The following is an 11,838-nucleotide window of genomic DNA, read 5'->3' as shown; positions in this document are numbered from 1 at the left end:
CTCTTTTATCCACTAATTTTTCTTCTGTTTCAGCTTGGGTTTATAGCTGAGTTAATTCCTCGTAGTCTAAAGTCCAGGTAGTCATACCTTAATTAAAGTAGCGGAAACCGGCGAACTCATCGCCACGGTACTGAATACCAATCCCAGTTTCGTCATGTAGCGGCGGCTTTGGCTAAAGATAGCCGTCATCAAGTGGTGTTTGGCACAACTCGTCCTCAAGGGGGCTTACCGGGTGTCCAGAAGGCAGTCTATCGCCCATCCCGTGAGGCTCGACAGGAAACCCATCATTATGTCCGCCCCTTGGAAAGTGCAGCGCTGCAAGGGCAGGCGGTTTATCGGTTGGCAGAGCAACTGAAGCGTCGGGGGTTTGTGCCAGATGTTGTGTATGGTCATTCAGGTTGGGGTCCAACCCTATTTATTAAGGATAGTTTCCCAACGGCTCAATTACTCGGCTATTTTGAGTGGTTTTACCACGCCCATGGTTCTGATGCTGACTTTGATCCGAGGGAACCCCTGACGGCTGACGATGAAGCCCGGATTCGGTTGAAGAATGCGCCGATTTTGATAGATTTATATAGTTGCGATCGCGGGCTTTGTCCGACCTATTGGCAACATCAGCAGTTTCCACCGGAGTATCGCTCGAAGCTGACGGTACTCCATGATGGCATTGACACGGAATTCTTCTGCCCTAAACCGGGCGCCAAACTGGTGCTACCTCGGATTAATCTAGATTTATCTCAGGTTAACGAACTGGTCACCTATGTGGCAAGGGGGATGGAACCTTACCGAGGGTTTCCCCAGTTTATGGAAGCCGTTGCCTTACTCCAAGAGCGTCGAAGAGACTGTCATCTGGTGATTGTTGGGGAAAATCGGGTGGCTTATGGCAAAACGCTGCCGGATGGTCAAACCTATAAAGAGTTAATGTTGGAGAAATTTGCCCTAGATCAGGATAGAATCCATTTTACCGGCTGGCTACCTTACCCTGAATACCGACAAGTTCTGCAAGCTTCCTCCGCCCATGTCTATCTCACCCGTCCCTTTGTGTTATCCTGGTCTATGCTGGAGGCACTATCAGCAGGGTGCTTACTCGTGGGTTCGAGAACCGCGCCAGTAACGGAAGTAATCCAAGAGGGAGTCAACGGGTTATTAGCCGACTTTTTTTCACCCCAGGAAATTTGCGATCGCCTAGAGGAAGCCTTGAACCATCCTGAGCAGATGTCGGCAATCCGAGCAAAAGCCAGGGAAACCATTCAACAGCACTACAACTTATCCCAGTTACTTCCCCAGCACCTGCAATGGATACAGCAACAAGGGGATAAAACTAACCTGGTTTATTTCCGGGAAGGAATCAAATTAGAGCCACGATTAACCCAACCCGAAAACGAGTCAACGAGTAAAATCACAGTAACAGAGACGGTGCAAATTGGCAACCGCACCCTAACTCATCAGGACTTGATTTGCCGACTGAATCAATACCAACTCCTACCCAAGCTCGAACAAGAACTGATCATCGACGATGCGATCGCGCCCTTTCGCTGTACGGAAGCCGAAGCAACCCAGTGCTGCCAAGACTTCTACAAACAGCATCAGTTACTATCAGAATCAGAATATCAAGCTTGGTTGCAGCAGCAAGGCATAACCGAACAGCAACTTATAGAGTTAGCAACCCGGAAATTAAGAATCGATAAATTCAAACAAGCCACTTGGGGCAACAAATTAGAATCCTACTTTCTGAAACAAAAACAGCAATTGGATCGAGTAATTTATTCCCTGATTCGCTATCGAGACAAGGCAGTAGCACAGGAACTTTATTTCCGCCTGCAAGAAAGTGAACAATCCTTTGCTGAACTTGCTCGCCACTATTCCCAAGGTGCAGAGGCGAAAACCGGTGGCTTAATCGGTCCAGTTACTCTCAATGTACCCCATCCCCAACTCGCCAAACTCCTCAGCATCAGCCAACCGGGGCAGCTATTACCTCCAACTCGCCTAGGAGAGTGGTGGCTGATTGTGCGAGTCGAAAAATTTCTACCGGCTCAACTGGATCAACCCATGCGCCAAAAATTACTCGATGAAAAGTTCACCGCCTGGTTAAACGAACAACTTCAACCCTCAAATCCAGAATCTTCTGTGCGTTTAAACCTAATTAATTCATCACCGAGTTTAGACACTGAACATACCTCCTATCTCAAAAAAGGAGCCTAAAAAAAGAGTAGACACCGCCCCCCCTTAATGCCGTACCATGATTCATTCGACAAAGGACAACTGACAATAACTTATGCGAATTCTAGTTACCATTGCCCACTTTTTTAATCCAGACAGCAAGAGTCGGCACGCTTCCCAAGGACAAGATGCCCAACCCCGTATCCAAGCCTTAAATCAAAGCATTGCCTCCTTACATCAGCTATTTAGTAAATCTCAAGATATTATCAACATCGCTCAACGAAAAGCCATCCCAGCGAACCAGCCTCACGCTTACGAACTCGATATAATTATTTGTACGACTCAAACGAAGCATCTTTTAAATCGCCTCCCCCTACCCGAACATTTCTACAAGCACCACCCCACTCAAGCCGAACCCATGCTGCTAGGCTTTGAGTGCCAAGCCGTCTTACGGGATTGTCTGGGTGACTATGATTATTACTGTTATCTGGAAGATGATCTGATCCTCCACGACCCCTGGTTTTTTGTCAAATTAAACTGGTTTACTCAACAAGCGGGAGACTTAAGCGTGCTGCAACCGAATCGTTATGAAGTCTCCACTCACACATTAACCACCAAAGCTTACATTGATGGGGATTTAGCGCCAAAGGTAACCGCACCCTTTCAGACTGTACAGGAAAAACCCAAAATTAACGGGAAAATTATGGGAATGCCGATCACCTTTCATCGCGCCCTGAATCCTCATTCTGGCTGCTACTTTTTAAATGCAAATCAGATGGACTCTTGGGTGAGCCAGCCCCATTTCTTAGATCGCGACACCCGCTTCATTAGTCCCCTGGAAAGTGCAGCAACGTTGGGAATTATGAAAACATTTCGGATTTACAAACCGTCACCCAACCAGGCAAATTTTTTGGAGATTCAGCACTTTGGCTCAGCATTTGTCAGACTGATTGGAGAACGGGTGGGTTTGGCAGTGAGTTGAAGTTGTGTATAGCAGTAGACACATCGATTAGGACATTTGCCAACCTGCACCAAAGAAATCATAGAATTTACGAATTAATTGTAGGGGCACGGCAGTGCCGTGCCCTGTTAAGCTAGTTTGGGCGATGAATTAGGCGTAGTTAAGCTGATGGGGGAAAGGGCTTTAGCCCTTACTACGAACATCCGGCGCGATCGCTATGGGTGCACGTCGGTGCGCCCCTACATTATGATAAACGTGCCATGTCTGTTGTAGAGACGTAGCCTGCTACGTCTCTACAATCAGGATAAACCGATTCAACGAACCGAACGATAGTAGTATGGCAGAACACAAACGGATTGGTATTCTCACCAGTGGTGGGGATTGTGCAGGGTTAAATGCGGCGATTCGAGCGGTGGTTCACCGAGCGGTGGGAACGTATAATTGGGAGGTTTGGGGCATTTATCGCGCTACCCAAGGGTTGATGCAACGTCCTCCCCAAGCAGCTCGCCTTGAACCTCAGCAAGTGGATACGGCGCTAACCCTCGCCGGAACGATTTTGGGAACGACGAATAAAGGAAACCCCTTTGCATTTCCCATGTCCGATGGTACCGTGCGCGATCGCTCCTCGGAAATTATTGAAGGGTATCATGAGTTAGGACTCGATGCCCTGATTGGCATTGGCGGTGATGGCAGTTTGGCGATTTTGCGGAAACTAGCTGAAGTTGGGGGGATAAATTTGGTGGGGATTCCCAAAACCATTGATAATGATGTAGGGATTACCGAGCGCTCCATCGGATTTGATACAGCGGTAAATATTGCCACCGAAGCCCTAGACCGCTTACAGTTTACCGCCGCCAGCCATGATCGGGTGATGATTCTTGAAGTTATGGGACGCGATGCGGGTCATATTGCGATTAGTGCCGGAATTGCGGGGGGTGCTGATATTATTCTAATTCCGGAAATCCCCTATACTCTAGAACGAATCTGCCAGCAAATCCAACAGCGCAAACAACAGGGAAAAAACTATAGTGTAGCCATAGTTTCCGAAGCCGTTCCCACGGAATCCGGGGAAGTGGTGCAGAATACCCTTAGTTTTGGCGAATGTCGCTATGGCGGGGTGGGTCATTATTTAGCGGAGCGAATTAGCGCCTTAAGTGGTGCAGAAACACGAGTAACGGTGTTGGGACATACCCAGCGAGGTGGGACTCCCTCACCCTTAGATCGCCTCACCGCCTCGGCTTTCGGTGTAGCAGCGGTAGATTTAATTGCTGAGCATGACTACGATAAGATGGTCACCTGGCAGAATCGACAGGTTGTCAGCGTACCGATTGTAGACGCGATCAGTCAATACCAAGCCGTGGATGCCCAGGGAACTCTGGTGAAAACCGCCAGAGGTTTGGGAATTTGTCTAGGAGATTAATCACCCTTGAAGTTCTGAGGTTGTAGCGGCAAGATAAGAAAAGGGACACAAGACTAAATCAGGCTTGATGTCCCTTAAAGTGTACATTCAAAGAACGTTAAATAGGTTTCGCTTTCGCTCTACCACGCATTACTTGCAGTATGGCGACGCGCTCCACCACGACTATTATCACGGGGTCTGGCTTTATTAACTCTGAGCTGGCGTCCCATCCACTCTGCACCGTCGAGTTGGGAAATAGCAGAGTATTCCTGAGCTTCGTCTGTCATCTCGACAAACGCAAAGCCTCGAAATCGACCTGTTTCCCGATCTGTGGGTAATACGACTCGTTTGACAGTGCCGTAATCAGCAAATACTGTTTTTAAGTCGTCAACGGTTGCTTGGTAAGACAGGTTTCCTATGTAAATGGTCATTTGAATCGATAAGGCTGAACGAAATACAAAAGTTCAGAGCCACAGACGAAAACTCGAAAATGCAGGCTGCTTAAAGTCTTGTCTGATAATCCGTGGTTAATTTCCAGGGTAATCAACTATGAATGTAGCTGCCCAACAAAAATCTCACCAAAGGTAGAACTGAACTTATAGATATCGTTAATGATAACCCAGAAATGGGTTTCTGGTCGGTTATCTAGCTTACATAAAGATCTGTGCGATCGCGGGTCAACCGCTATAGCGACCCTACAGATGAAAGCATTTGAGCGGGGTAAGAGTCTCAAGCCATCGAAGTTCTATTCAATCGAGATAGATTGAGGTCCGCTCGTCCTGCCATTGTCACTTCCTGTAGGAGTGGTTGTATAGCTGGTTGAGCCAGTTTGCTGATTAAGCCAACTTTTAACGGGGTCATCTGAAAGATTGAGTCGAAACACTCCCGAACAAAATCCGCCTAAGAAGGCTACAGGCTGTTGGAACAATTCTTTAACGATAGGGGTGAGTTCATCAAGAAACATCTGTGAAATTCTCCTCTGGTCAACGATAAGTTTGTTTGGGGATGGCATGGACAAAAGCCAACGCTCTATCTGCCAAGACTTACACACCCAAGCTTTAGGCAAAGTGGCATTACCATTATCTTACATTTCACTCGCCAAAGCACCACAAAAAAACGAGTAAGGCAACAATCAGGGTTAATGAGGTGAACGGTTTCAATGAATTTAAGATATCCACCGGAAACAAGATGAGAACCTCTGAAAATAGCCAACTCATAATCAGCAGCAGCGAAATCAAGATAATTAAAGGCACAGTACCTCCAGAGTCAAACGAGTGTGGCAGATGCCAAGGTGTCACCTCTTAAACTATATAGAAGCGGGAAATCAGATAGAACAAGAGTAGACAGTCTCATCAACTGGTACTCAAGGGGGATAGGGAAAGACGTTAACAGTGTTTCCAGGAGAGTGAAGGTATGTTACGGCGCAAGGGTTCTCAAGCATTAATAGCCATGGTGATAGCCCTAACGGCTACACCCGTTTTATCCCAGTCAGCCAATTTTGGCAGGTTAACCTTATCACCCGGATTTTCCTCAGCGTCAGGAGCGGCGATAGGTACGACAGGGGGTTCATTTTCATTGCCGTCGCTAGTGAACCGCGATCGCGAAAATAATCCATGTTTAGGTTACGCCGAAGAAACTCCCGATCACATCATAAACTTACAAGCAAATTTTAATCAGCTCCAGATCGCTGTTGATAGTGGCGGTCAAGACACAACCCTCTTGATTACTGGACCCAAGGGCTTTAAGTTGTGCGGTGATGATACAGGCACAAGTAAAGATGCTAGCGTAACCAGCTCAAACTTTGAGGCAGGAGAGTATAAAGTTTGGGTGGGAACCATCAATCCCAATCAAGCCTGGAACTATACCCTGACTGTGCGAGAGTAGCCAAGAACGATAAGATAGTCAATGAGTTGTTTACGTTTGTTTGTCTTAACTCGCTTGTGCTATCCACGTTTTTAGCTGACTTCCGCATCATCTTTGATCGCGACCCCGCTGCTCGCAACTGGCTCGAGGTTTTATTATGCTACCCCGGTCTACAGGCACTCCTGTTTCACCGCCTCTGCCATTGGTTGCATACTATGGGGATTCCGTTCATCCCTCGTTTTATTTCTCAGTTTTCTCGCAGCTTGACGGGTATTGAGATCCATCCCGGCGCTCAAATTGGTCAAGGTGTCTTCATTGATCATGGCATGGGTGTTGTCATTGGTGAGACGGCAATTGTTGGTAATTACTGTCTTATTTATCAAGGCGTCACCCTAGGGGGTACGGGGAAAGAATGTGGCAAACGCCATCCCACCTTAGGAGAAAATGTAGTTGTTGGTGCGGGTGCTAAGGTTCTCGGCAACATTCAAATCGGCAACAATGTCCGTATTGGTGCAGGTTCAGTCGTTTTGCGCGATGTTCCGTCTGATTGTACGGTTGTTGGTATCCCAGGTCGAATTGTTTATCGTTCTGGAGTGCGAGTTAATCCCCTAGAACATGGTAGTTTGCCCGATTCCGAAGCCACTGTGATTCGATCATTAGTAGATCGGATAGAAGCCCTGGAACAAAAGTTGGCACAGTTAAGCGAAAAGCAATCATCGACACCGATGCAGAATTGGCACGATCTAGATGCTGAGCAGGTTTCAGTGACTACGGCGGGTAGCTGCCAACTTCGGGATAAAGCGATTCAGCAATTTTTGGATGGAGCTGGAATTTAAAGGAAATACCAGAATTCATCTGATAGGCTTTGAATTGGATAGTCCCTGTTGCCTATTCCCCGTGAACTTGATTGTGCCAGAAGTCTCCCGCCATAATCTACGATTTGGCGGCGAGATGAATCGCGCCTTGTGACAAAACTTGTTTTTATAAACTTATGCTTAAGAGACTTTACTATCAATTACTTGGATATGTTATAGTAAACAGAATAGGCTAGAATTCTAGCCGCAAACCGCGAAAACCAAGCGGCAAAAACTTTCATTCTGCCTTGGAAGGGCGGCTGCGCGGGTTCTCCCATTGAGGAGACAAAGGTTGCATTCCAACCAGAGACGCGCTCGTAAGACCAACATGCTTTCGGGTATAGCGGCTTCGGTGAATGAGACGCGAAGCCTACACCATAGCGTTAGTTTGGTGTAGGTAGTTCACGAGTTCCCTTTGATTAGTACATTCGACTCAGTACATAATCAGTTAGCTCGACTAAAGCTGTCGTAGCTGGCGACGGTTTTAGTGGCGCTAGGTTTTCTAAGGCGAGGCGAGCATGGTAAGCCGCCAGTTCACGCGATCGCTCAATACCCCGACTCTCCATAACTAATGCCAAGGCTTGGCTAATGTCATCCGGTTGAGCAAACTCTCGCTCAATCAATACCTCTAAGTAGGGTTTTTCTTCCATCGCGTATAAGACGGGAGCAGTTAGATTCCCGCTGCTCAAATCAGAACCCGCCGGCTTGCCCAACACTTCTGTGGATGCGGTGAAATCCAGGATATCATCAACAATCTGAAAGGCTAACCCTAGATGATTTCCATAGCGGTACAGATTTTCGGCAAACTCAGCTGAGACGCCACTCAAGAGTCCGGCTGACTTGGAACTGTTGGCCATCAGGGATGCCGTTTTCTTGTAGGTCTTTTCTAGATAGGTTTCAATGGTGGTACTCGCCTCAAATCGGGTCAGTCCCTGCTGAATTTCTCCCTCCGCCATATCCTTAATCACTTCGGAGAGCAACTTGACTACCTCTAAGTTGTTGAGATTAGCCAGATACCAAGCGGATTGACCAAACAAAAAATCTCCCGCCAGTACCGCGATGCGGTTATTGAACAAACTATTAACCGTGGGGACATTACGACGGACTGATGATTCATCCACGACATCATCATGAACCAGAGACGCGGTATGAATCATTTCGGTAATTTCCGCTAGACGGCGATGACGGGGGGTAATGTCGGAATCCAGCACCGTCGCTCGCGCAATCAATAGGACAATGGCTGGTCTTACCCGCTTGCCCCCAGCCCCAAATAGGTGTTCTGCTGCGGCATAGAGGATAGGGTGGCGGGCACCCACTAAGTTCTTTAAGTTCTCGGTCAGCAGATGGAGGTCTGCTTCAACAGGGGCAAAAAGGGAAGTCACTGAGGTCATGGATTGGGCGACTCAGAAATTAGGTTACGAAAGTTTACATATTCTTTCCTTAATTTTAAGCGAAGCGTCCCAAGTAGGGAAATCTGTTTGACCAATAACATGTCTGGGGGGACTTCCAGGAATTGTATCGACTTATTAAGTTGATAAGAAAATTCCTGGAATTCCCTGGAACTGTTATGTTAAGCTAAATATTAAGGGTTTCAAAAGATTAATCGACTGATTGACTCCGAGGTGGTAGGGACAACTCGCTTCCTTACCTTTAGGTTAAGGTGCCGTTAGGTAGGCAGAGATAGCCTCAAGGTTTTGGATGACGGCTTGGTGTTTTGACTAAGTGTCGTCCTCTATTTTACATAAACAGGAGCTTTCCGCTAGGAAACCTGTCGAGCTTCATCCAACTGAGTTGGATCAAGGCTTGTACATATCACCGCCAGTAATAGTGAAGCAACTGAACAAGCTGGGGAAGTTTTCCCCAGAGTTCCTGGTGGCAGGATTTATTCCACTGCCGGTGGGCTAGTACCGTTGCATCAGTTTCTATGGAATCTTACATGACTTTGCTGTTCGTCCACACTATGATTTACACTGATATGCCTTTGATTATTCCTGTTCTGGCAACTGTTTATTTGGTCGCGATTTACTTGCTGTTAATGGCAGCTCAACGCACAAAAAAGAGTTCGCACTACCTAGCTAACTCTTTTAGTGACGTTTATGCTACTTCAGTGGGTCTGGCATCAAATGCTACATCTACAACGGATGAAGAACAATCACCAGCTTCAACGGTTCAAGAAGTGAGTAGTCCACCACTAAGTTGACCTTTCATACCACTCATACAGGGTTCAGACCCGAACAGCGGGGGAGCTTTCTTATCCGGAGAGAATTGGTGGAAACCTTTGACTCTGACAGGTTGATGTTTAGCCAAGTCTCTCTCACCCCCCATTCAAATAATTCTTATTATTATTTATTAAGCTAAATCATAAATTTTTGATTTCTGATTAGATTATGGCATGTGAGTATCCCTGTTTAGATTTTGGATTTTAGCTAGCTCGGCGAGAAGCCCCGCTCTATAATCTTTGATGCGAGAGCCAGGATGCGTCACAAGCTTGGCTGAGACTTGCGCTTAAGGTACGATGTCGTTTAGTTTAGATTGTTTGCATCAAAAGAAAGCCTGTAGTTGCATGACTTCAGATTCTGACCAACTATTATCTATGTCAACGGTTGCCGAGAGCAACATGGCAGTGGATTGCCAATCTCAAGTCCGCCTGAAACAGACCAAGGAAGGGCTACAGCTTGTCTTACCCTCAGTGGAAGATATGTCCGATGCCAATTGGTCTGATATGTGGCAACAGTTTAAGCATCGCTGGCATGGAGGCGATCGCTTCTGGTCAATGCCAGCTACAGTACATCTGATGGCAGGTGACCAACTATTGGATGGACTGAAGTTACAAGCGATCGCGGATGTATTGAACGACGTGGGACTACGAATTTCGCGGGTACACACCAGCCGACGACAAACAGCCGTTGCTGCGGCGACAGCCGGGTATTGTATTGAGCAACAATCAGCTAACTATTCTCTCCATCAAACCCCTGAACCCATTCAGGAGTTAACTGAACCCCTATACTTACAAATGACCGTGCGATCGGGCGTGGAAATTCGCCATCCTGGTACTATTGTTATACTGGGAGACCTAAATCCGGGTGGTACAGTGATTGCAGCCGGAGACATCTTCATCTGGGGACGTCTACGTGGGGTAGCTCATGCGGGAGCTGATGGCAATCGCTCCTGTCGGATTATGGCTCTGAAAATGGAACCAACCCAACTCCGGATCGCGGATGCTGTGGCTAGGGCACCGGAGACGCCACCGATTGAGTTTTATCCAGAGGTGGCGTATGTCACACCCCAAGGTATTCGTATTGCTAGAGCTGCTGATTTTGCTAAGACCCAGTTATTGTTAAATTCATGAGTCGTATTATAGTGATCACCTCTGGCAAAGGAGGGGTGGGTAAAACAACGGTTACGGCGAATTTAGGCGTGGCGATCGCTAAATTAGGTCGTCAGGTGGCACTCATTGATGCCGATTTTGGTCTAAGAAACTTAGATTTGCTCCTAGGGCTAGAAAATCGGGTGGTTTATACCGCCATTGAAGTATTCGCAGGGCAATGTCGCTTAGAGCAAGCATTGGTAAAAGATAAGCGCCAAGAGGGATTGGTTCTGCTTCCTGCTGCCCAAAGCCGGAACAAGGAAGCGGTTAGCCCCGAGCAAATGAAAAAACTCATTGCTGTGTTATCCCAGAAGTATGACTACATCTTAGTGGACTCTCCAGCCGGAATCGAAATGGGATTCCGTAACGCGATTGTGGCGGCGTCGGAGGCGTTAATCGTGACAACGCCAGAAATTGCGGCGGTGCGAGATGCTGATCGCGTTGTGGGTTTACTAGAAGCTCAAGGGATTAAGCGTATCTTCCTGATTGTTAACCGTCTTAAACCCGCCATGGTGCAAGCGGATCAAATGATGTCTGTTCAAGATGTCCAAGAGCTTCTGGCAATTCCTTTAATTGGCGTCATTCCTGATGATGAGCGCGTGATTGTTTCCAGTAATCGGGGCGAACCCTTAGCCCTAGCAGAAAACCTCACGCTCCCCGGTATCGCCATTCACAATATCGCTCGGCGTTTGGAAGGAGACAAAGTTCCCTTTCTTGATTTGATGGCGGAACATGACACCCTGATTAACCGTATCCGTCGCTTGTTCCGCAGTTAAATTAGTTAGTTAAATTTTGAGTGTTGATAATCAATTAACCCAACTCATCACTCATCACTCCTCACTCACCACGGATGCAAAACCCCATGATTAGCGAACTTCTAGAACGACTTTTTCCCTGGACAAGTGCCAGTAACAGTCGCGCGGAAGTCAAACGCCGCCTACAACTGGTGATTGCCCACGATCGCGCCGATCTCAGTCCACAGATGATTGAGTCGATGCGTCAGGAAATTTTAGAAGTTGTGTCTCGTTATGTGGAGATTGATCAAGAGGGTTTGGAGTTTACCCTAGAAAGTAACCAACGGGCAACAGCATTAATTGCCAATCTTCCCATCCGCAGAGTTAAGGAAGAAGAACCTCCCTTACAATCTGTTGATTAAGGTAAGCTGTCATGCATTTAAACTGTGATAAGAGCATTACCCTTATTTTTCAGTTTGCGCCCCCAGTTAATAACTAGC

The 11,838-nt window shown here is 47.1% G+C and carries 13 protein-coding genes; 10 read left to right on the top strand and 3 right to left on the bottom strand.

The genetic code is table 11. The features are described 5' to 3' along the window. The first annotated feature begins 168 nt into the window (after positions 1-168). From ACLGGO_RS33455 to ACLGGO_RS33445, 3 genes are all read left to right on the top strand, one after another. Positions 169-2,202, top strand: a complete 2,034-nt coding sequence (locus ACLGGO_RS33455) for a glycosyltransferase (protein ID WP_446422552.1) — start codon at positions 169-171, stop codon at positions 2,200-2,202. 73 nt (positions 2,203-2,275) lie between these two features. Continuing rightward, complete coding sequence (locus ACLGGO_RS33450; RefSeq protein WP_446422551.1) at positions 2,276-3,142, top strand: calcium-binding protein; 867 nt, start codon at positions 2,276-2,278, stop codon at positions 3,140-3,142. A 316-nt stretch (positions 3,143-3,458) separates the two neighbouring features. After that, positions 3,459-4,541: an ATP-dependent 6-phosphofructokinase gene (locus tag ACLGGO_RS33445; protein ID WP_446334453.1), complete on the top strand. Its 1,083-nt coding sequence runs from the start codon at positions 3,459-3,461 to the stop codon at positions 4,539-4,541. Positions 4,542-4,660: 119 nt separating this feature from the next. On the opposite strand, the gene ACLGGO_RS33440 is transcribed toward ACLGGO_RS33445, so the two are convergent. Together ACLGGO_RS33440 and ACLGGO_RS33435 are read right to left on the bottom strand one after the other, a co-directional pair. Then, positions 4,661-4,951 (bottom strand): RNA recognition motif domain-containing protein, encoded by a 291-nt coding sequence (locus ACLGGO_RS33440; RefSeq protein ID WP_446422550.1) that lies wholly within the window; start codon positions 4,949-4,951, stop codon positions 4,661-4,663. Between the two features lie 314 nt (positions 4,952-5,265). Beyond that, positions 5,266-5,484, bottom strand: coding sequence for a hypothetical protein (locus tag ACLGGO_RS33435; protein ID WP_446334454.1), 219 nt, complete (start codon positions 5,482-5,484; stop codon positions 5,266-5,268). A 449-nt stretch (positions 5,485-5,933) separates the two neighbouring features. Here ACLGGO_RS33435 and ACLGGO_RS33430 point away from each other — a divergent pair, with 449 nt between their 5' ends. From ACLGGO_RS33430 to ACLGGO_RS33420, 3 genes are read left to right on the top strand one after another with little or no spacing between them, the layout of a single operon-like run. After that, entirely contained in the window at positions 5,934-6,404 is a 471-nt protein-coding gene (locus ACLGGO_RS33430) for a hypothetical protein (protein WP_446334455.1), read from the top strand. Positions 6,405-6,460: 56 nt separating this feature from the next. Beyond that, positions 6,461-7,219, top strand: coding sequence for a serine O-acetyltransferase (cysE, locus tag ACLGGO_RS33425; protein WP_446422549.1), 759 nt, complete (start codon positions 6,461-6,463; stop codon positions 7,217-7,219). Then, complete coding sequence (locus ACLGGO_RS33420) at positions 7,203-7,352, top strand: hypothetical protein (protein ID WP_446334457.1); 150 nt, start codon at positions 7,203-7,205, stop codon at positions 7,350-7,352. Before cysE ends, ACLGGO_RS33420 begins: the two co-directional genes overlap by 17 nt. A gap of 304 nt (positions 7,353-7,656) precedes the next feature. Here ACLGGO_RS33420 and sds read toward each other — a convergent pair whose 3' ends face one another. After that, positions 7,657-8,628 carry a solanesyl diphosphate synthase gene (sds, locus tag ACLGGO_RS33415; RefSeq protein ID WP_446334458.1) on the bottom strand — a complete coding sequence of 324 codons (972 nt, stop codon included), beginning with the start codon at positions 8,626-8,628 and terminating at the stop codon, positions 7,657-7,659. Between the two features lie 569 nt (positions 8,629-9,197). Here sds and ACLGGO_RS33410 point away from each other — a divergent pair. The 4 genes from ACLGGO_RS33410 (at position 9,198) to minE (ending at position 11,760) form a co-directional block, all read left to right on the top strand. Beyond that, positions 9,198-9,437: a hypothetical protein gene (locus tag ACLGGO_RS33410; protein WP_446368477.1), complete on the top strand. Its 240-nt coding sequence runs from the start codon at positions 9,198-9,200 to the stop codon at positions 9,435-9,437. A 363-nt stretch (positions 9,438-9,800) separates the two neighbouring features. Continuing rightward, positions 9,801-10,586: a septum site-determining protein MinC gene (gene minC, locus ACLGGO_RS33405; protein ID WP_446334460.1), complete on the top strand. Its 786-nt coding sequence runs from the start codon at positions 9,801-9,803 to the stop codon at positions 10,584-10,586. Next, complete coding sequence (minD, locus tag ACLGGO_RS33400) at positions 10,583-11,380, top strand: septum site-determining protein MinD (protein WP_446334461.1); 798 nt, start codon at positions 10,583-10,585, stop codon at positions 11,378-11,380. Before minC ends, minD begins: the two co-directional genes overlap by 4 nt. An 86-nt stretch (positions 11,381-11,466) precedes the next feature. Further along, positions 11,467-11,760, top strand: a complete 294-nt coding sequence (minE, locus tag ACLGGO_RS33395) for a cell division topological specificity factor MinE (RefSeq protein WP_446422548.1) — start codon at positions 11,467-11,469, stop codon at positions 11,758-11,760. The last annotated feature ends 78 nt before the right edge of the window (positions 11,761-11,838 follow it).

It is taken from the genome of Coleofasciculus sp. (assembly GCF_046565525.1).
Taxonomy (GTDB): domain Bacteria; phylum Cyanobacteriota; class Cyanobacteriia; order Cyanobacteriales; family Coleofasciculaceae; genus Coleofasciculus.
The sequence above is the reverse complement of the archived record's forward strand: the minus strand, read 5'-3'. Positions and strand labels throughout refer to the sequence as shown.